We start from the raw sequence: 19,384 nt of genomic DNA, 5'->3' as shown, positions 1-19,384 counted from the left end.
GCAATTTCGAGAAAAAAGTCCGGTTAAAGCCTTCTGGAGCAAGACTTTAGGCAAATTGACATTCGAATTTATCTCACTATAGTGGTGCGGGCCCTGCGTGGGGGGTCTGTCTGATGATTTCAAGCATAAATAGGAGGCCACATGGCTGACAAAAAAGCGCAGTTGATCATCGAGGGCGCAGCCCCCGTCGAGCTGCCCATTTTAACCGGCACCGTTGGTCCCGATGTTATCGATGTTCGGGGCTTGACGGCCACGGGCCGTTTCACCTTTGACCCAGGCTTCATGTCGACCGCCTCGTGCGAGTCGAAGATCACCTATATCGACGGCGACAACGGCATTCTGCTGCACCGCGGCTACCCGATCGAACAGCTGGCTGAAAAGTCGGACTACCTGGAAACCTGCTATCTGCTGCTCAACGGCGAACTGCCGACCGCAGAACAGAAGGCCCAGTTCGTCAGCACCGTGAAGAACCACACCATGGTTCACGAGCAGCTGAAGACCTTCTTCAACGGTTTCCGTCGCGACGCCCACCCGATGGCCGTCATGTGCGGCGTAGTCGGTGCCCTCTCGGCGTTCTACCACGACTCCCTGGACATCAATAACCCGCAGCATCGCGAAATTTCCGCGATCCGCCTGGTTGCCAAGATGCCGACCCTGGCCGCAATGGTTTACAAGTACTCCATGGGCCAACCCATGATGTACCCGCGCAACGACCTGTCGTACGCGGAAAACTTCCTGCACATGATGTTCAACACCCCGTGCGAGATCAAACCGATCAGCCCGGTACTCGCCAAGGCCATGGACCGGATCTTCATCCTCCACGCCGACCACGAGCAGAACGCCTCGACGTCCACCGTGCGCCTGGCGGGCTCTTCGGGTGCCAACCCGTTTGCCTGTATCGCCGCCGGCATCGCTGCACTGTGGGGCCCTGCCCACGGCGGTGCAAACGAAGCCGTACTGACCATGCTCGATGAAATCGGCGATGTTTCGAACATCGACAAGTTCATCGCCAAGGCCAAGGACAAGAACGATCCGTTCAAACTGATGGGCTTCGGTCACCGCGTTTACAAAAACCGCGACCCACGCGCCACAGTAATGAAGCAGACCTGCGACGAAGTGTTGAAGGAACTGGGCATCCAGAACGATCCGCAACTCGAACTGGCCATGCGCCTGGAAGAGATCGCCCTGACCGACCCGTACTTCATCGAACGCTCGCTGTACCCGAACGTCGACTTCTACTCGGGGATCATCCTCAAGGCGATCGGCATTCCAACCAGCATGTTCACCGTGATCTTCGCCCTGGCGCGGACTGTCGGCTGGATCTCCCACTGGAAAGAAATGCTCTCCAGCCCGTACAAGATCGGCCGTCCGCGCCAGTTGTACACCGGCTACGAATCGCGTGACATCACCAAGCTGGAAGACCGCAAGTAAGATCTGTCTTGCTGTAGCGAGTTGAGTTGTACCGGGAACGGCCTCTATTTAAATAGAGGCCGTTTTTGTTTGGGCCTCAGTACCCCGCCCTGCTCCAAGTATCGCAGTGATCGATCTGGCGCTTTCGCGAGCAAGCTCGCTCCTACAGAGAATCTCTGGTGCAGCCACAATCACTGTAGGAGCGGGCTTGCCCGCGAAGGCGCCAGCCCTGACAACACAACTAGCAAGCCCCAAACAAAAATGCCCCGATCTCTCGACCAGGGCATTGGTGTCAGTGCAACTTATATATAAAGCGTTGAAGCCTTAGTGCGATACCGCCCCACTCGCTCCAAGCCCCGTCTGTGAACGAACAAACTGCGGGAAGAACAGCGCACGCTCATTGTCAGCCGCAGTAGACTTGTCGGTAACCGAGAAGAACCAGATCCCGACAAAGGCAATCATCATCGAGAACAGCGCCGGGTACTCATACGGGAAGATGGCTTTCTCGTGATGCATGATCTGCACCCAAATGGTCGGGCCAAGGACCATCAGGCCTACAGCACTGATCAGGCCCATCCAGCCGCCGATCATCGCACCGCGAGTAGTCAGCTTTTTCCAGTACATGGAAAGCAGCAGTACCGGGAAGTTGCAGCTCGCCGCGATGGAGAACGCCAGACCCACCATGAACGCGATGTTCTGGCTTTCGAACAGAATGCCCAGAACGATGGCCAACACACCCAGAGCAACGGTGGTGATCTTCGAAATGCGGATCTCATCCTTCTCGTTGGCCTTGCCCTTCTTGATCACGCTGGCATACAGGTCGTGGGACACCGCCGAGGCACCAGCCAGGGTCAGACCGGCAACTACCGCCAGAATGGTCGCGAACGCCACGGCCGAGATGAAGCCCAGGAAAATGCTGCCACCGACCGCGTTGGCCAGGTGTACCGCCGCCATGTTGTTACCACCGAGCAACGCGCCGGCTGCGTCTTTGAAGGCCGGGTTGGTGCTGACCAGCAGGATCGCGCCGAAACCGATGATGAAGGTCAGGATGTAGAAGTAGCCAATGAAGCCGGTTGCGTACAGCACGCTCTTGCGGGCTTCCTTTGCGTCACTCACGGTGAAGAAGCGCATCAGGATGTGCGGCAGGCCAGCGGTACCGAACATCAGTGCCAGACCGAGGGAAAACGCCGAGACCGGATCTTTCACCAGGCCGCCCGGGCTCATGATCGCGTCACCTTTAGGGTGAACCTTGATGGCCTCGGAAAACAGCACGTTGAAGTCGAAGTTGACGTGTTTCATCACCATCAGCGCCATGAAGGAGGCGCCGGACAGCAGCAGGACAGCCTTGATGATTTGCACCCAGGTGGTCGCCAGCATGCCGCCGAACAACACGTAAAGGCACATCAGCACGCCCACCAGAATCACCGCGACGTGATAGTCGAGGCCGAACAGCAGCTGGATCAGCTTGCCGGCACCCACCATCTGCGCAATCAGGTAGAACGCCACCACCACCAGCGAACCACAGGCGGACAACGTGCGGATCTGGGTTTGCCCGAGGCGGTAGGACGCCACGTCGGCAAAGGTGTACTTGCCCAGGTTACGCAGGCGCTCGGCGATCAGGAACAGAATGATCGGCCAACCCACCAGGAAGCCGATCGAATAGATCAGCCCGTCATAGCCGGAAGCAAACACCAGTGCGGAAATCCCCAGGAACGAGGCGGCCGACATGTAGTCGCCGGCAATCGCCAGGCCGTTCTGGAATCCGGTGATCTTGCCACCTGCCGCATAGTAGTCCGCAGCGGACTTGTTACGCTTGGAGGCCCAGTAAGTAATGCACAGGGTCGCCCCCACGAACACAACGAACATCAGGATCGCGGCAACGTTGAGGGGTTGTTTGTGCACTTCACCGGTCAGGGCATCAGCCGCCCAGGCTACCGGTGCAAAAGCCGCGATGCTCAATAGAGCCAGTAGACGCCGGATCATTGCTGAGCCTCCTTGAGAATCGCATTGTTCAGGTCGTCAAACTCGCCATTGGCACGTCGTACGTAGATACCGGTCAGGACGAAGGCCGAAACAATCAGCCCGACGCCAATCGGTATGCCCCAGGTAATCGAAGACTCGGGACTGATTTTCGTCCCCAGCACTTGCGGCCCGTAGGCAATCAAAAGGATGAATGCGGAGTAGAGCCCAAGCATGATCGCCGAAAGAATCCAGGCGAATCGTTCTCTCTTGCTAACCAGCTCCTTGAAGCGCGGGCTGTTTTGAATCGAGAGGTAAATGCTGTCGTTCATTGTTTTTATCCTCGCAGCACAGATTTAGTTGGAACGGTATCCACTCTATGCGGCTGCGGGGCAGGTTCCAGACGACCTTAGTCTTAGAACCACATGACATTTTCGCCAATTTCCAGCATGTACAAAATAAATGTGGGAGCGGGCTTGCTCGCGAAGGGGCCATAACATTCAACATTATTGTTGACTGTTACACCGCTTTCGCGAGCAAGCCCGCTCCCACAAGTTAAAGCGAGGCGACTGTTATTTAGTCCAGTCAGCAACACGCTCAGGGTGTTTGGCGATCCAATCCTTCGCGGCCGCTTCAGGCTTGGCACCATCCTGGATCGCCAGCATGACCTGACCGATTTCGTCTTTGGAGGCCCACTGGAAGTTCTTCAGGAACTTGGCCACTTCCGGCGCCTTGGTTCCCAGTTCTTTGCTACCGATGCTGTTCACGGTTTCAGCTGCGCCGTACACGCCCTTCGAGTCTTCGAGGAAACGCAGTTTCCACTTGGCGAACATCCAGTGCGGCACCCAACCGGTCACAGCAATGGATTCGTTTTTCTTCTCGGCACGGGTCAGCTCGGCAATCATGCCGGCACCGGAACTGGCCTTGAGTTGATAACCGGTCAGGTCGTAGTCCTTGATTGCCTGATCGGTCTTGAGCATCACGCCTGAACCGGCGTCGATGCCGACGATACGGTTCTTGAAGCTGTCGTCGGTTTTCAGGTCCTCGATGGTCTTGGCTTTAACGTACTCTGGCACGATCAGGCCGATTTTCGCGTCCTTGAAGTTCGGGCCGTAATCGACGACCTGATCCTTGTTCTTCGTCCAGTATTCGCCGTGGGTCACCGGCAGCCAGGCCGACAGCATGGCGTCGAGTTTGCCAGTGGCCACGCCCTGCCACATGATCCCGGTGGCAACGGCTTGCAGCTTCACGTCATAACCGAGTTTCTGCCTGATCACTTCGGCAGCCACGTTGGTCGTGGCAACACTGTCCGACCAACCGTCGACATAACCGATCGTCACTTCTTTGCTGGCGGCACTGGCCACGGTAGAACTGATCGCCAGCACCAAAGCGGCACCTGCGCCCAAGAGTCGTCGCATCTTCATCGTTACTTCCCCGAAAGTGCTGCGCTCGACGGATGCCGAGTCGCTTAAACGTATTGTTATGGTGCACAGCGCCCCCATCACGCTTCACAGCAAACTCGTCCCGACATCAGCGGAGTACTGACGCCTTCGATAATCAACCTGACGCTCTTCGCGACCTGCTCTGCCAGCGACCTCGATCCATCGAGAAACGACATCAGAAAGCCATTAATCCTCACCGCATCCCCCCTCCCTGCCAATCCGCCCGAACATTGCATGTCAAAATCATGCAGGCCACCAAGCTCGCGGTAAATGCAGGTAACATGCGCCGCTTTGCTCCCACACGGCCTGACCATGTCCGCGACATCCCGCTTCCCTTTTGCTGCTTATCTATTCGCTTGCCTGCTGGGGCTGTTTGCCCTTGGCGGCTTCTGGTACGGCCTCGGCAAACCGGTGATTCTGCCGGACGTGGCCAGCGCAACGCACAAGCTGCAATGCGCGTCCTACACGCCGTTCGACAAGGACCAGTCACCGTTCGATGTGCCGTTCAACCTTCGTCCCGAGCGCATGGACGCTGACCTCGCGCTGCTGGCGACCCGTTTCGAATGCATCCGCACCTATTCCATGACCGGCCTCGAAGCCCTGCCGGACCTTGCGCGCAAGCACGGCTTGAAGCTGATGATCGGCGCCTGGGTCAACAGCAACCCGGTGGACACCGAGAAAGAAGTCGACCTGCTGATTGCCTCGGCCAACGCCAACCCGGATGTGGTGAGCGCGGTGATCGTCGGCAACGAAACCCTTCTACGCAAGGAAGTCACTGGCGCACAACTGGCCAGGCTGATCAACAAGGTCAAAAGCCAGGTCAAGCAGCCTGTCACTTATGCCGACGTCTGGGAGTTCTGGCTCAAGCATCCGGAAATCGCCCCCGCCGTGGACTTCCTGACCATTCACTTGCTGCCGTACTGGGAAGATGATCCGTCGAACATCGATGCCGCCCTGCAACATGTGGCCGAAGTGCGCCAGGTGTTTGGCAACAAATTCGCGCCCAAGGATGTACTGATCGGCGAAACCGGCTGGCCCAGCGAAGGCCGCCAGCGCGAAACGGCCCTGCCGAGCCGGGTCAATGAAGCCCGGTTCATTCGTGGTTTTGTCGCCATGGCCGAGCAACAGGGCTGGCACTACAACCTGATCGAAGCCTTCGACCAACCGTGGAAGCGCGCCAGTGAAGGCGCGGTCGGGGGTTACTGGGGGCTGTTCGATGCCGATCGCCAGGACAAGGGCGTGCTGGCCGGGCCCGTGACAAACGTCCCGTATTGGTCGCAATGGCTGGCGGCAGGCGGGCTGATTTTCATCGGCACGTTGCTGCTCGGTGGCCGGGTTCGTACGACGCGCTCGGCGCTGGTGCTGCCCCTGCTCGGCGCATTGGCGGCCTGCTCGATCGGTGCCTGGGGTGACCTGGCACGGGTGACCACGCGCTTTACCAGTGAATGGCTATGGGTCGGATTGCTGACCGCTCTGAATCTGCTGGTGCTGGCCCACGCTGCGCTGGCTTTGAGCCCTCGCACCGGTTGGCGCGGACGGGCTTTCAATTTGTTGGAACGCCGTGCTGGCTGGTTGGTTGCAACGGCAGGTTTCGCGGCCGCCGTGATGATGCTGGAGCTGGTGTTCGATCCGCGTTATCGCAGCTTCCCGAGTGTCGCGTTCATTGTGCCGGCGCTGGTGTATCTGTGCCGTCCGGTGAGCGCGTCGCGTCGGGAGCTTGCCCTGCTGACCTTCATCATCGGTGCCGGCATTGCGCCGCAGCTGTATCGCGAAGGCTTGCAGAATCAGCAGGCCTGGGGTTGGGCGCTGGTGAGTGTGTTGATGGTGGCGGCGTTGTGGCGTTGCCTGCGGGTTCGCAAGGTTTAATTTTCATCAACCTTGCTGGCCTCTTCGCGGGCAAGCCCGCTCCTACAGTGGTTCTCAGCGAACATAAATTTTGTGTACGACAAGGATCAATGTGGGAGCGGGCTTGCTCGCGAAGGCTGACTATCAGGCGCTACGGGAAGCCCTGACCAACCGCAACCCGGCAATCACCACCGCAAACACCGCCAGCGTGGTGTTGTACAACGCCAGCGCCGGAAACCCGAACACCAGCGCCAGCACCGCCAGCCACCAGCCTGCCCGCCCCGGCACGACAAAGCCGATGATCGCTGCGGCCAGCGCAGCCCAACCCAGAACCGCGAAGTGAATCATCAAGCCCAGGTTCGAACGCACCTGACATTCCCAGCGGCTCGCCTCATCCACGCAAATGCCGACCCACTGTGCATCCTCCATGAAGCCATAACGCGCGCCATAACTGGCGGCCAGCCAGACAGGCAGCAAAACAAGCAGCAGAATCACGGGCAGACGGCGGGACATGAAGCACTCCAAATGGCGAAAAACGGCGGCCAGCTTAATCGCCCGAAAGCGTTTCGCAAGCGCTAACAACTGTTAACTGGTCATTCAATCGCTGCAAAGTGTATCGTCCGGCTACTATTACTTCGAAATTAGGCCAGTTTGGTGCCTAAGGTTGGCACTTTGGCGCAGATCCGGTGGTCATAGCCTGCGAAACTCATTCGGCACCTTCTTCTAAGGGATTTAGTCATGCTCCGTTCCTTGCGCTTCGCCGCCCTGTTTGGCGGCCTTATATTGAGTGCGTCCGCACTGGCAGTCGATATTGATGCCGCCAGTTATGGCTACCCCCTGACTAATCCGTTCGAGGCGACCATCGCGACCACGCCGCCGGACTTGCGTCCGGAGCTACCGCTGGACGATGACATTGATCAGACGGTGCGCAGCGTCACCTTGCGTCCGGAACGGGCGTTCGAATTGCCGGACAATTTCTGGGCGGTCAAGAAGCTCGACTACCGCATTGCCACGCAGGATCACGCCGCGCCGCTGATTTTCCTGATCGCCGGCACCGGTGCACGTTATGACAGCAGCCTGAACGAATACCTGAAGAAGCTCTACTACAAGGCCGGTTACCACGTGGTGCAGCTGTCATCACCCACCAGCTATGATTTCATGAGTGCCGCATCACGCTTCGCCACGCCGGGCGTTTCCAAGGAAGACGCCGAAGACATGTACCGGGTGATGCAGGCCGTGCGGGCACAGAACCCGAAAGTGCCAGTCACCGATTACTACCTGACCGGGTACAGCCTCGGTGCACTGGATGCCGCCTTCGTCGCGCACCTGGATGAAACCCGCCGCAGCTTCAACTTCAAGAAAGTCCTGCTGCTCAACCCGCCGGTCAACCTCTACACCTCGATCACCAACCTCGACAAGCTGGTACAGACCGAGGTCAAGGGCATCAACAACAGCACCACGTTCTATGAACTGGTACTGAACAAACTGACCCGCTACTTCCAGCAGAAGGGCTACATCGACCTCAACGACGCCCTGCTCTACGACTTCCAGCAGTCCAAGCAGCACCTGACCAACGAACAGATGGCCATGCTGATTGGCACGTCGTTCCGCTTTTCGGCGGCCGACATTGCCTTCACCTCGGACCTGATCAACCGTCGCGGCCTGATCACCCCACCCAAATTCCCGATCACCGAGGGCACCAGCCTCACGCCATTCCTCAAGCGTGCACTGCAATGCGACTTCGACTGCTACATCACCGAACAAGTCATCCCGATGTGGCGCGCCCGAACCGACGGCGGCAGCCTGCTGCAACTGATTGACCAGGTAAGCCTGTATGCACTGAAGGACTATCTGCACGACAGCCCGAAAATTGCCGTCATGCACAACGCCGACGACGTGATCCTCGGCCCGGGCGACCTGGGTTTCCTGCGCAGAACCTTTGGTGATCGCCTGACCGTTTACCCGTACGGCGGCCATTGCGGCAACCTTAATTACCGCGTCAACAGCGACGCCATGCTGGAGTTCTTCCGTGGCTAAATACCTCCTGCTTTTCGCAGCGTTACTCTGTGCAGGCGTCGCCAATGCCGACAACAGCAAAGCCAATGCTCCTGTGGTCGTGGACAGTGACGGTTTCAAGGAACCGCTGAGCAAACTCAAATTCAACCCGGGCCTGGACCAGCGCGAGTTCGAACGTTCGACGCTCAGCGCGCTGGCCGTCTACGATCCGCTGGAAGAGTGGAACCGGCGCGTCTATCACTTCAACTACCGCTTCGACCAATGGGTGTTCATGCCGGTGGTCAATGGTTACCGCTACGTCACCCCGAGCTTCCTGCGCACCGGTGTCAGCAATTTCTTCAACAACCTGGGCGACGTGCCGAACCTGTTGAACAGTTTGCTGCAGCTCAAGGGCCAGCGTTCGCTGGAAACCACCGGACGCCTGCTGCTCAACACCACCATCGGCATCGCCGGCCTGTGGGACCCGGCGACTGCCATGGGCCTGCCGCGCCAGAGCGAAGACTTCGGCCAGACCTTAGGCTTCTACGGCGTTCCGGGCGGTGCTTACTTCGTCCTGCCGATCCTCGGTCCGTCCAACCTGCGTGACACCGGCGGCCTGGCGGTGGATTTCACGGCCGAGAATGCGATCAACTTCCTCAACGTGGCCGAAGTCAGCTCCAACCATCCGGAAGTCTGGATCCTGCGCAGCATCGACAAGCGCCACCAGACCACCTTCCGCTATGGTCAGACGAACTCGCCGTTCGAGTACGAGAAAGTGCGTTACGTCTACACCGAAGCGCGCAAGTTGCAAATTGCCGAGTAAGTAAGGCAGCGAAAAACAATGTGGGAGCGGGCTTGCTCGCGAAAGCGGTGTATCAGAAACCTTTTTGGTGACTGGCACGCCCCCTTCGCGAGCAAGCCCGCTCCCACATTTGTTATGTGTTGGTTTCAGCCTTTCAGCGCTTTCCAGATTTTGCTGACGGCCATGACTCCAACCAACACCACCGCACCTGCCACAATCCCCGCTGCGGCATTGAGCAGCATCGACACGACAAACCCGCCACTGCCTGCCCCGACGCTGACATTTTCGATCCAGTGATGCACCACCGGCACGCCGTGAGTGAGGATCCCGCCGCCCACCAGAAACATCGCCGCCGTGCCGATCACTGACAGGCTTTTCATCATGTACGGCGCAGCGCGCAGAATGGCGCCACCGATGCTTTTCGCCATCTGCCCGGGTTTCTGCGTCAACCACAGGCCAAGGTCGTCGAGCTTGACGATACCCGCCACCAGGCCATAGACGCCGATGGTCATGACGATAGCGATCCCCGACAACACGATGATTTGCTGGCTCAACGGCGCACCGGCCACAGTGCCGAGGGTGATGGCAATGATTTCTGCCGAAAGAATGAAGTCAGTGCGGATCGCTCCTTTGATCTTGTCTTTCTCGAACGCCACCAGGTCGGTGGCAGGATCGGACACCGCCTCGACCAACTGCGCATGGTCGGCGACGTCTTCAGCCTCGCTGTGCAGGAACTTGTGGGCGAGTTTTTCAAAGCCTTCGAAGCACAGATAGGCACCGCCGACCATCAACAACGGTGTGACCAGCCACGGAATGAATGCACTGATGGCCAGCGCCGACGGCACCAGGATCAATTTATTGATGAACGAACCCTTGGCGACCGCCCAAACCACCGGGATTTCCCGCTCGGCACGCACGCCACTGACTTGCTGGGCATTGAGTGCCAGGTCGTCACCGAGTACACCGGCCGTTTTCTTGGCGGCCATTTGGGTCATCAATGAGACGTCATCCAGCACGGCTGCGATGTCGTCGATCAGTACCAGCAAACTGCTTCCTGCCATGAATCGGGTTTCCTTCTGCAATGAATGCGCAGCAGCATAGCGTGGCATCACGGGCTGCGGTGCATTCTTGAGCGCCGCGCGAGGCCGGTGATACCATGCGCAACCGCCAGAACAGGCAAGGAATCACCCGGTTTATGAGCACTATCCGCGAGCGCAACAAACAACTGATCCTGCGTGCCGCCAGTGAGGAATTCGCCGACAAAGGCTTCGCTGCGACCAAAACCAGCGACATCGCAGCCAAGGCGGGATTGCCCAAGCCCAACGTCTACTATTACTTCAAATCCAAGGAAAACCTCTACCGCGAGGTTCTGGAAAGCATCATCGAGCCCATCCTGCAGGCTTCGACACCGTTCAATCCGGACGGCGAACCCGGTGAAGTGCTCAGCGGCTACATTCGCTCGAAAATCCGCATCTCCCGCGACCTGCCTTTCGCCTCCAAGGTGTTCGCCAGCGAAATCATGCACGGCGCCCCGCACCTGAGCGCCGACCTGGTCGATCAGCTCAATGGCCAGGCCAAGCACAACATCGAGTGCATCCAGACCTGGATCGACCGCGGGCAAATCGCCCCCATCGACCCCAATCACCTGATGTTCAGCATCTGGGCCGCGACCCAGACCTATGCCGACTTTGACTGGCAAATCACCGCCATCACCGGCAAGGCCAGGCTGGATGAAGAAGATTACGAAGCGGCTGCGCAGACGATTATCCGGTTGGTGCTCAAGGGGTGTGAGCCGGAGCGGTAGATCGCATCAAGGCTATTCGCGAGCAAGCCCGCTCCCACATTGGATCTATGGTGTTGCAAATTCCCTGTGGGAGCGGGCTTGCTCGCGAATGGCGGCAACCCGGTTGTAGATCAAACCCAGATCGCATCCCACAACGGATAATCGCCCAGCTTCTGAACCAACCCGGCCCGCAATGGGTTAGCCACAACATATCGAGCCAGCTTCACCAGATCTTCTTCTTTTCTCAGCGCATGGTCATGAAAACTCTGCTGCCAGAGACTCCCCGTTCTGCCAGTTGCACTGTTGATAGCACGAGTACTCAATGACTTCGTCTGGCACATCAGTTGGCTGAGCGATCCTTTGTTCAACTGAATCAACCAATGAAAATGATCCGGCATGACCACCCAGGCCAACGACTCGGCAAATCCCTCACTCTGCGCTTGCCTGAACTGATGCACCACCATCCTGCCCAAGGGGTAATCCCTGAAAACGGGCTCTCGCTTTAGTGTGTTGGCAGTCAGTAGATAGATACGATTTTGCTCGGCGTAGCGGCCGATGCACAGGCGGTGTGAAGCTGACAGCTCAGGCATTCCTTTGCCCCTCTAATGGATGAACTCCAGAAAAGGCTAGATCAGCGAAGACAGAATGGCGGGACAGACTTTTAGCTGGATGTGTCTGGGAGATTGCCTTCGCGAGCAAGCCCGCTCCCACAAGGGATTTGCGGTGTGCACACACTTTGTGCCCAACCACAGCCCCCTGTGGGAGCGGGCTTGCTCGCGAAAGCGGTAGTTCAGTCAGCGCAGATCAAGCCGCTACCCCCGCATCCGCCACCAACCCCAACGCCTCAATCGCAGTGATCGCGCACTGCTCATCAACATCCGACAGATCGCCGCTGATCCCCACCGCCCCCAGCACGTTGCCGTCCTGATCCCGAATCAGCACACCACCCGGTGCCGGCACGACGCTGCCCTGCCCCAGGCTGTTCAATGCGGCGATAAACGCCGGCCGTTGCTGGGCGTCCAGTGCCAGCAGGCGTGACCCCTTGCCCAGGGCAATGGCGCCCCAGGCTTTGCCGATGGCGACGTGCGGGCGCAGCAGGCTGGCGCCGTCTTCGCGTTGCAGGGTGATCAGATGCCCGCCGGCATCCAGTACTGCGATGGTCAAGGGTGCCGCGGCGATTGCGCGCCCGGCGGTGATGGCCTCGTTGACCAGGTTGACTGCGACTTTCAAGGTTAAAGCGCTCATGGTGCCGTCCTCATTTTGTTTTTCGGAAAGCCGTTGGGCTGCGCCGTTGTGCCGCAGCCCGATGCAACAAATAGAACACAATGAATTATTTTTTTGTATACAATAATTATCGAAAAGCGCCACATGCGACGAAAAGCCACAGTAGATCTGGCTTCCGACGAATGAAACGAGCGCTTGAGAAAATGGATTGACCTGCGCCGTCCGCCGTGAATACACTCTGCGCAAAGCCACTTGTATACAATTACAAAACGTAAAGAGGCACAAAACCATGAGCAAAATGAGAGCAATCGAAGCCGCCGTTCTGGTGATGCGCCGTGAAGGGGTCGATACCGCTTTTGGCATCCCGGGTGCCGCCATCAACCCGCTGTACTCCGCCCTGCAAAAGGTCGGCGGCATCGATCACGTACTCGCTCGCCACGTTGAAGGCGCCTCGCACATGGCCGAGGGCTACACCCGCACCAAGGCCGGCAACATCGGCGTGTGCATCGGGACTTCCGGCCCTGCCGGTACCGACATGGTCACCGGGCTCTACAGCGCCTCGGCCGACTCGATTCCAATCCTCTGCATTACCGGCCAGGCACCCCGCGCCCGTATGCACAAGGAAGACTTCCAGGCTGTCGACATCACCAGCATCGTCAAGCCAGTCACCAAGTGGGCGACCACTGTTCTGGAACCAGGCCAGGTGCCTTACGCGTTCCAGAAAGCTTTCTATGAAATGCGCTCCGGCCGTCCAGGCCCGGTGCTGATCGACCTGCCGTTCGACGTTCAAATGGCGGAAATCGAATTCGACATCGACGCTTACCAGCCACTGCCGCTGGCCAAGCCGAGCGCCAGCCGCGTTCAAGTCGAGAAGGCTTTGGCCTTGCTGGATCAGGCTGAACGCCCATTGCTGGTGGCCGGTGGCGGCATCATCAATGCCGACGCCAGCGATCTGTTGGTGGAGTTCGCCGAGCTGACCGGTATTCCGGTTATCCCGACCCTGATGGGCTGGGGCACCATCCCGGACGATCACCCACTGATGGTGGGCATGGTCGGTCTGCAGACCTCGCACCGCTACGGCAACGCCACGATGTTGAAATCCGACGTGGTGCTCGGCATCGGTAACCGTTGGGCCAACCGTCACACCGGATCGGTTGATGTCTACACCGAAGGCCGCAAGTTCATTCACGTCGACATCGAAGGCACTCAGATCGGCCGCGTGTTCACCCCGGACCTGGGCATCGTGTCCGACGCCGCTGCCGCGTTGACCGTGTTCATCGAAGTCGCTCGCGAGTGGCAAGCCGCCGGCAAGCTGAAAAACCGCAGCGCCTGGCTGCAAGACTGCCAGCAGCGTAAAGCCAGCCTGCAGCGCAAGACTCACTTCGACAACGTGCCGGTCAAGCCGCAACGCGTTTACGAAGAGATGAACCAGGTGTTCGGCAAAGACACCTGCTACGTCAGCACCATCGGTCTGTCGCAGATTGCCGGCGCGCAGTTCCTGCACGTCTACAAGCCGCGCCACTGGATCAACTGCGGTCAGGCAGGTCCTCTGGGCTGGACCATTCCGGCAGCGCTGGGCGTGGTCAAGGCTGATCCGAACCGTAAAGTCGTGGCCCTGTCGGGGGACTATGACTTCCAGTTCATGATCGAGGAATTGGCGGTGGGCGCGCAGTTCAAGCTGCCGTACATCCACGTCGTGGTGAACAACTCGTACCTGGGTCTGATCCGTCAGGCGCAGCGCGGTTTCGACATGGACTACTGCGTGCAGCTGTCCTTCGACAACCTGAACGCGCCGGAACTCAACGGCTACGGTGTGGACCACGTCGCGGTGGCGGAAGGCCTCGGCTGCAAGGCACTGCGCGTATTCGAACCGGCTCAGATCCAGCCTGCCCTGCGCAAGGCCCAGGAGCTGATCGAAGAGTTCAAGGTTCCAGTGATCGTCGAGATTATCCTGGAGCGCGTGACCAACATTTCCATGGGCACCGAGATCAACGCCGTCAACGAATTCGAAGACCTGGCGCTGGTCGGCGACGACGCACCGACTGCGATTTCGTTGCTCGATTAAGAACCTGACACTTGTAGCAGCTGCCGAGGTACGAGGCTGCGTTGCGTGTCCGCAGGACCGCCATCGGGGGGCCGCTTCGCAGCCCAACGCAGCCTCGTGCCTCGGCAGCTGCTACAGGCCCATATTTTTACGGGAGACCACCATGCCGCGTTTCGCAGCCAACCTGTCCATGCTGTTCACCGAACAGGACTTTCTCGCCCGCTTCGAAGCGGCCGCCAAGGCCGGCTTCAGTGGTGTCGAATACCTGTTCCCGTACGACTTCAGCTCCGCCGAAATCAAGGCCCAGCTCGACACCAACGGTCTGACTCAAGTGCTGTTCAACCTGCCGGCCGGTGACTGGGCCAAGGGCGAGCGCGGTATCGCGTGCCTGCCGGATCGGGTTGAGGAGTTCCGTGCCGGTGTCGATCTGGCCATCGCTTACGCGCAAGTGCTGGGCAACACCCAGGTCAACTGCCTGGCCGGTATTCGTCCGCAGGGCTTTGACGATGCCACCGTGGAGAAAACCTTCGTCGCCAACCTCAAGTACGCGGCCGACAAGCTGCAAGCGGCGGGTATCAAACTGGTGATGGAAGCGATCAACACCCGTGACATCCCGGGCTTCTACCTGAACAACACGGCGCAAGCCCTGTCGATTCGCGAGCAGGTCGGCAGTGCCAACCTGTTCCTGCAATACGACATCTACCACATGCAAATCATGGAAGGCGACCTGGCCCGCACCCTGCAATCGCACCTGGGCGAGATCAACCATGTGCAGCTCGCGGACAACCCGGGGCGCAACGAACCAGGCACCGGTGAAATCAACTACCGCTTCCTGTTCGAACACCTGGACCGCATCGGTTATCAGGGCTGGGTCGGTTGCGAATACAAGCCGCTGACCACCACTGAAGCAGGCCTGGGCTGGTTGAAAACCCATAACGCAATCTGACGCAAACCCCTGTAGGAGCTGGCTTGCCAGCGAAGGCGCCTTCAAGCCTTGCGCTAGTCATCCAACCGCCTTCGCCGGCAAGCCGGCTCCTACAAAAGCATTCCCCTATTTGCTTGGGCAAGACAAAAACAAGAGGATTTTCTCATGGCTAAAATCGGATTTATCGGCACCGGCATCATGGGCCACCCAATGGCGGCGAACCTGCAAAAAGCCGGTCACAGCCTGTTCCTGTCGGCGCACCACGACCCTGCTCCTGCCGACCTGGTCGCCGCTGGCGCCATCGCCCTGGCGACCCCGAAAGAAGTCGCCCAGGAAGCTGAATTCATCATCGTCATGGTGCCGGATACCCCGCAGGTCGATGACGTACTGTTCCGCGCCGACGGCGTTGCTGCCGGTGTTGGCAAAGACAAAGTGGTGATCGACATGAGTTCGATCTCGCCGACCGCCACCAAGGCTTTCGCGGCCAGGATCAACGAAAAAGGCGCGCAATACCTCGACGCCCCGGTATCCGGTGGTGAAGTCGGCGCCAAGGCTGCGAGCCTGAGCATCATGGTCGGCGGCGATGCCGACGCCTTCGAACGCGCCCTGCCGCTGTTCCAGGCCATGGGCAAGAACATCACCCTGGTCGGTGGCAACGGCGACGGTCAAACCGCCAAAGTGGCCAACCAGATCATCGTGGCCCTGAACATTCAGGCCGTGGCCGAAGCCCTGCTGTTCGCTTCGAAAAACGGTGCCGATCCGGCCAAGGTACGTGAAGCGCTGATGGGCGGTTTCGCTTCGTCGAAGATCCTCGAAGTGCACGGCGAGCGCATGATCAAAGGCACCTTCGATCCAGGCTTCCGCATCAGCCTGCACCAGAAGGACCTGAACCTGGCCCTGCAAGGCGCCAAGGAGCTGAACATCAACCTGCCGAACACCGCCAACACCCAACAAGTGTTCAGCACCTGCGCGGCCATCGGTGGCAGCAACTGGGACCACTCGGCGCTGATCAAGGGTCTGGAACACATGGCGAACTTCTCGATTCGCAAGTAGGAGCAAGCTTGCTCGCGACAAAATCGCCTCGGTGTATCTGAAGCACCGAGGCGTCTGGATCGCTGGCAAGCCAGCTCCTACAGAGGCAGGTCAAACCCTGTAGGAGCTGGCTTGCCAGCGATCCATGCACCACGATTCCAATGCCACCCCCAATAACAAGAATTCCGGGAGCCCGCCATGTCGGTCGATCCGCAACAATTGCTGCGCGAGCTGTTTGCCACAGCCATCGACGCGGCGCATCCGCAACAAGTCCTCGAAGCCCATCTGCCTGCCGACCGCAGCGGTCGCGTGATCGTCATCGGCGCCGGCAAAGCCGCAGCCGCCATGGCCCAGGTGGTCGAGCGCTGCTGGCAGGGCGAAGTCTCCGGCCTGGTGGTGACCCGTTACGGTCACGGCGCCCCTTGCGAAAAAATCGAAGTGGTCGAAGCCGCGCATCCAGTGCCGGACGCCGCCGGCCTGGCCGTGGCCAAGCGCGTGCTGGAACTGGTCAGCGACCTCAACGAAAACGACCGCGTGATCTTCCTGCTCTCCGGCGGTGGCTCTGCCCTGCTGGCACTGCCGGCCGAAGGCATCACCCTGGCCGACAAGCAGTCGATCAACAAAGCCCTGCTCAAGTCTGGCGCCACCATCGGCGAGATGAACTGCGTGCGCAAGCACCTCTCGGCGATCAAGGGCGGCCGCCTGGGCAAAGCCTGCTGGCCTGCCACGGTTTACACCTACGCGATTTCCGATGTACCGGGCGACCTCGCCACGGTCATCGCTTCCGGCCCTACCGTGGCCGACCCGAGTACCTCGGCCGAAGCCCTGGCGATCCTCAAACGCTACGCCATCGAGGTTCCGGCCTCGGTGCGCAACTGGCTGCAAAGCCCTGAATCGGAAACCGTCAAACCCGGCGACCCGAGCCTGGCCCGCAGTCACTTCCAATTGATCGCCCGTCCGCAACAATCGCTGGAAGCGGCGGCGGTGAAATGCCGTCAGGCCGGGTTCAGTCCGCTGATCCTCGGTGACCTGGAAGGCGAATCCCGCGAGGTGGCGAAAGTCCACGCCGGCATCGCGCGACAAATCGTCCTGCACGGTCAGCCGTTGGCGGCGCCCTGCGTGATTCTCTCGGGCGGCGAAACCACCGTCACCGTGCGCGGCAACGGTCGTGGCGGGCGCAATGCCGAGTTCCTGCTGAGCCTGACCGACAGCCTCAAGGGCCTGCCCGGCGTCTACGCGCTGGCCGGTGACACCGATGGCATCGACGGTTCCGAAGACAACGCCGGCGCGATCATGACCCCGGACAGCTACGCCCGCGCCGCAGCAATGGGCCTGAGCGCCAGCGACGAGTTGGACAACAACAATGGCTACGGCTATTTCGAGGCACTCGACGCCCTGATCGTTACCGAGCCGACCCGCACCAACGTCAACGACTTCCGCGCCATCCTGATCCTCGAGAGCACTCAACATGACGCCTGACAAAAAGGTCAAAATCCTCGCCACGCTCGGCCCGGCCATCGAAGGGATCGACGACATCCGTGAACTGGTGCTGGCCGGGGTCAATATCTTCCGCCTGAACTTCAGCCATGGCGATCACGCCGACCACGCCCAGCGTTTTCAGTGGATTCGTGAAGTCGAGCGCCAGCTGAATTATCCGTTGGGCATTCTGATGGACCTGCAAGGCCCGAAACTGCGCGTCGGCAAGTTCGCCGAAGGCAAGGTGCAACTGGTGCGCGGCCAGGCCTTGCGCCTGGACCTCGATGCCACGCCGGGCGATGAGCGCCGGGTCAACCTGCCGCACCCGGAAATCATCGCGGCCCTGGAGCCGGGCATGGACCTGCTGCTGGACGACGGCAAGTTGCGTCTGCGGGTCGTGACCAAGTACGCCGATGCCATCGACACCACCGTGCTCAATGGCGGCGAACTGTCGGACCGCAAAGGCGTGAACGTGCCGCAAGCGGTGCTCGACCTGAGCCCGCTGACCGCCAAGGATCGCCGCGACTTGACCTTCGGTCTGGAGCTGGGTGTGGATTGGGTGGCGCTGTCGTTCGTGCAACGTCCGGACGACATCCGCGAAGCCCGCAGCCTGATCGGCGACAAGGCCTTCCTGATGGCCAAGATCGAGAAACCCTCGGCCGTTGAACAACTGCGCGAAATCGCCGAACTGAGCGACGCGATCATGGTCGCCCGGGGTGACCTGGGTGTGGAAGTGCCGGCTGAAAGCGTGCCGCAGATTCAAAAGAACATCATCAGCACCTGCCGCCAGCTCGGCAAACCGGTGGTGGTGGCCACGCAAATGCTGGAATCGATGCGTTTCTCACCGGCGCCAACCCGCGCCGAAGTCACCGATGTCGCCAACGCGGTGGCCGAAGGTGCGGACGCGGTGATGCTGTCGGCGGAAACCGCGTCCGGCGAATACCCGCTCGAAGCCGTGCAGATGATGAGCAAGATCATCCGCCAGGTGGAAAACGGTCCGGACTATCAGACTCAACTCGACGTCAGCCGGCCGAAAGCCGAGGCCACCGTTTCCGACGCGATCAGCTGCGCCATTCGCCGCATCAGCAACGTGCTGCCGGTGGCGGTGCTGGTGAATTACAGCGAGTCCGGCGCGTCGAGCTTGCGTGCAGCGCGGGAGCGACCGACGGTGCCGATCCTCAACCTGACACCGAACCTGCAAACCGCCCGTCGCCTGAGTGTGGCGTGGGGCGTGCACTCTGTGGTCAATGACCGCCTGCGACAGGTCGATGAAGTCTGCTCGACGGCACTGGAGATCGCCCAGGCCCAAGGCATGGCGCAGCGTGGCGACACGTTATTGATCACCGCCGGTGTGCCGTTTGGGCAGCCGGGATCGACTAACTCTCTGCGTATCGAGACATTGATCTAGCGCCCATACCGGCCTCATCGCCGGCAAGCCGGCTCCTAC

17 protein-coding genes are annotated in these 19,384 nt (G+C 59.7%); 10 read left to right on the top strand and 7 right to left on the bottom strand.

Features of this window, described 5'->3' with window-relative positions:
* Window positions 1-141 precede the first annotated feature (141 nt).
* Complete coding sequence (gltA, locus tag AC07XF_RS09310; RefSeq protein WP_007977501.1) at window positions 142-1,431, top strand: citrate synthase; 1,290 nt, start codon at window positions 142-144, stop codon at window positions 1,429-1,431.
* Between the two features lie 303 nt (window positions 1,432-1,734).
* On the opposite strand, the gene AC07XF_RS09305 is transcribed toward gltA, so the two are convergent.
* The 3 genes from AC07XF_RS09305 to AC07XF_RS09295 all read right to left on the bottom strand — a co-directional run bounded on the left by AC07XF_RS09305 (window position 1,735) and on the right by AC07XF_RS09295 (window position 4,793).
* Window positions 1,735-3,393 carry a cation acetate symporter gene (locus AC07XF_RS09305; RefSeq protein ID WP_495026257.1) on the bottom strand — a complete coding sequence of 553 codons (1,659 nt, stop codon included), beginning with the start codon at window positions 3,391-3,393 and terminating at the stop codon, window positions 1,735-1,737.
* The gene (locus tag AC07XF_RS09300; protein WP_008020577.1) at window positions 3,390-3,701 is read right to left on the bottom strand and encodes a DUF485 domain-containing protein; all 312 of its coding nucleotides are present in this window, start codon (window positions 3,699-3,701) and stop codon (window positions 3,390-3,392) included. The genes AC07XF_RS09305 and AC07XF_RS09300 overlap by 4 nt, the downstream gene beginning before the upstream one ends.
* 240 nt (window positions 3,702-3,941) lie before the next feature.
* Entirely contained in the window at window positions 3,942-4,793 is an 852-nt protein-coding gene (locus tag AC07XF_RS09295) for a glycine betaine ABC transporter substrate-binding protein (protein WP_033052380.1), read from the bottom strand.
* A gap of 288 nt (window positions 4,794-5,081) precedes the next feature.
* On the opposite strand from AC07XF_RS09295, the gene AC07XF_RS09290 reads away from it, so the two are divergent.
* Window positions 5,082-6,677, top strand: coding sequence for a glycoside hydrolase family 17 protein (locus AC07XF_RS09290; RefSeq protein WP_495026256.1), 1,596 nt, complete (start codon window positions 5,082-5,084; stop codon window positions 6,675-6,677).
* Between the two features lie 123 nt (window positions 6,678-6,800).
* On the opposite strand, the gene AC07XF_RS09285 is transcribed toward AC07XF_RS09290, so the two are convergent.
* Complete coding sequence (locus tag AC07XF_RS09285; protein ID WP_489318904.1) at window positions 6,801-7,169, bottom strand: hypothetical protein; 369 nt, start codon at window positions 7,167-7,169, stop codon at window positions 6,801-6,803.
* Between the two features lie 225 nt (window positions 7,170-7,394).
* On the opposite strand from AC07XF_RS09285, the gene AC07XF_RS09280 reads away from it, so the two are divergent.
* Together AC07XF_RS09280 and AC07XF_RS09275 are read left to right on the top strand one after the other, a co-directional pair.
* Window positions 7,395-8,693, top strand: coding sequence for a serine/threonine protein kinase (locus AC07XF_RS09280; RefSeq protein WP_495026255.1), 1,299 nt, complete (start codon window positions 7,395-7,397; stop codon window positions 8,691-8,693).
* Window positions 8,686-9,474 (top strand): MlaA family lipoprotein, encoded by a 789-nt coding sequence (locus AC07XF_RS09275; protein ID WP_495026254.1) that lies wholly within the window; start codon window positions 8,686-8,688, stop codon window positions 9,472-9,474. Before AC07XF_RS09280 ends, AC07XF_RS09275 begins: the two co-directional genes overlap by 8 nt.
* A gap of 125 nt (window positions 9,475-9,599) precedes the next feature.
* Here AC07XF_RS09275 and AC07XF_RS09270 read toward each other — a convergent pair whose 3' ends face one another.
* The gene (locus tag AC07XF_RS09270; protein WP_495026253.1) at window positions 9,600-10,514 is read right to left on the bottom strand and encodes a DUF808 domain-containing protein; all 915 of its coding nucleotides are present in this window, start codon (window positions 10,512-10,514) and stop codon (window positions 9,600-9,602) included.
* Window positions 10,515-10,648: 134 nt separating this feature from the next.
* Here AC07XF_RS09270 and AC07XF_RS09265 point away from each other — a divergent pair, with 134 nt between their 5' ends.
* Window positions 10,649-11,257 carry a TetR/AcrR family transcriptional regulator gene (locus AC07XF_RS09265; protein WP_007991783.1) on the top strand — a complete coding sequence of 203 codons (609 nt, stop codon included), beginning with the start codon at window positions 10,649-10,651 and terminating at the stop codon, window positions 11,255-11,257.
* Between the two features lie 110 nt (window positions 11,258-11,367).
* Here AC07XF_RS09265 and AC07XF_RS09260 read toward each other — a convergent pair whose 3' ends face one another.
* Both AC07XF_RS09260 and AC07XF_RS09255 read right to left on the bottom strand, forming a co-directional pair.
* Window positions 11,368-11,826, bottom strand: a complete 459-nt coding sequence (locus AC07XF_RS09260; protein WP_495026252.1) for an REP-associated tyrosine transposase — start codon at window positions 11,824-11,826, stop codon at window positions 11,368-11,370.
* Between the two features lie 214 nt (window positions 11,827-12,040).
* Window positions 12,041-12,481 carry a GlcG/HbpS family heme-binding protein gene (locus AC07XF_RS09255; protein ID WP_007991780.1) on the bottom strand — a complete coding sequence of 147 codons (441 nt, stop codon included), beginning with the start codon at window positions 12,479-12,481 and terminating at the stop codon, window positions 12,041-12,043.
* A 268-nt stretch (window positions 12,482-12,749) separates the two neighbouring features.
* On the opposite strand from AC07XF_RS09255, the gene gcl reads away from it, so the two are divergent.
* From gcl to pyk, 5 genes are all read left to right on the top strand, one after another.
* The gene (gcl, locus tag AC07XF_RS09250) at window positions 12,750-14,525 is read left to right on the top strand and encodes a glyoxylate carboligase (protein WP_104449878.1); all 1,776 of its coding nucleotides are present in this window, start codon (window positions 12,750-12,752) and stop codon (window positions 14,523-14,525) included.
* A gap of 142 nt (window positions 14,526-14,667) precedes the next feature.
* Window positions 14,668-15,450, top strand: a complete 783-nt coding sequence (gene hyi, locus AC07XF_RS09245; protein WP_495026251.1) for a hydroxypyruvate isomerase — start codon at window positions 14,668-14,670, stop codon at window positions 15,448-15,450.
* Between the two features lie 144 nt (window positions 15,451-15,594).
* Window positions 15,595-16,482, top strand: a complete 888-nt coding sequence (locus AC07XF_RS09240; protein ID WP_495026250.1) for a 2-hydroxy-3-oxopropionate reductase — start codon at window positions 15,595-15,597, stop codon at window positions 16,480-16,482.
* Window positions 16,483-16,659: 177 nt separating this feature from the next.
* The gene (locus AC07XF_RS09235) at window positions 16,660-17,940 is read left to right on the top strand and encodes a glycerate kinase type-2 family protein (RefSeq protein WP_495026249.1); all 1,281 of its coding nucleotides are present in this window, start codon (window positions 16,660-16,662) and stop codon (window positions 17,938-17,940) included.
* On the top strand, window positions 17,930-19,345 hold the full coding sequence (pyk, locus tag AC07XF_RS09230) for a pyruvate kinase (protein WP_495026248.1): 1,416 nt from the start codon (window positions 17,930-17,932) through the stop codon (window positions 19,343-19,345). The genes AC07XF_RS09235 and pyk overlap by 11 nt, the downstream gene beginning before the upstream one ends.
* Window positions 19,346-19,384: the final 39 nt, after the last annotated feature.

The organism is Pseudomonas sp. GW821-FHT01C01 (assembly GCF_059422645.1).
The sequence above is the reverse complement of the archived record's forward strand: the minus strand, read 5'-3'. Positions and strand labels throughout refer to the sequence as shown.

Coding starts and splice junctions, on each gene's coding strand:
- AC07XF_RS09305 (WP_495026257.1), bottom strand. CDS start 3,393: ATGATCCGGCGTCTACTGGCTCTATTGAGCATCGCGGCTTTTGCACCG.
- AC07XF_RS09270 (WP_495026253.1), bottom strand. CDS start 10,514: ATGGCAGGAAGCAGTTTGCTGGTACTGATCGACGACATCGCAGCCGTG.
- gcl (WP_104449878.1), top strand. CDS start 12,750: ATGAGCAAAATGAGAGCAATCGAAGCCGCCGTTCTGGTGATGCGCCGT.
- pyk (WP_495026248.1), top strand. CDS start 17,930: ATGACGCCTGACAAAAAGGTCAAAATCCTCGCCACGCTCGGCCCGGCC.
- AC07XF_RS09265 (WP_007991783.1), top strand. CDS start 10,649: ATGAGCACTATCCGCGAGCGCAACAAACAACTGATCCTGCGTGCCGCC.
- AC07XF_RS09235 (WP_495026249.1), top strand. CDS start 16,660: ATGTCGGTCGATCCGCAACAATTGCTGCGCGAGCTGTTTGCCACAGCC.
- AC07XF_RS09300 (WP_008020577.1), bottom strand. CDS start 3,701: ATGAACGACAGCATTTACCTCTCGATTCAAAACAGCCCGCGCTTCAAG.
- gltA (WP_007977501.1), top strand. CDS start 142: ATGGCTGACAAAAAAGCGCAGTTGATCATCGAGGGCGCAGCCCCCGTC.
- AC07XF_RS09280 (WP_495026255.1), top strand. CDS start 7,395: ATGCTCCGTTCCTTGCGCTTCGCCGCCCTGTTTGGCGGCCTTATATTG.
- AC07XF_RS09240 (WP_495026250.1), top strand. CDS start 15,595: ATGGCTAAAATCGGATTTATCGGCACCGGCATCATGGGCCACCCAATG.
- hyi (WP_495026251.1), top strand. CDS start 14,668: ATGCCGCGTTTCGCAGCCAACCTGTCCATGCTGTTCACCGAACAGGAC.
- AC07XF_RS09295 (WP_033052380.1), bottom strand. CDS start 4,793: ATGAAGATGCGACGACTCTTGGGCGCAGGTGCCGCTTTGGTGCTGGCG.
- AC07XF_RS09260 (WP_495026252.1), bottom strand. CDS start 11,826: ATGCCTGAGCTGTCAGCTTCACACCGCCTGTGCATCGGCCGCTACGCC.
- AC07XF_RS09255 (WP_007991780.1), bottom strand. CDS start 12,481: ATGAGCGCTTTAACCTTGAAAGTCGCAGTCAACCTGGTCAACGAGGCC.
- AC07XF_RS09285 (WP_489318904.1), bottom strand. CDS start 7,169: ATGTCCCGCCGTCTGCCCGTGATTCTGCTGCTTGTTTTGCTGCCTGTC.
- AC07XF_RS09290 (WP_495026256.1), top strand. CDS start 5,082: ATGCAGGTAACATGCGCCGCTTTGCTCCCACACGGCCTGACCATGTCC.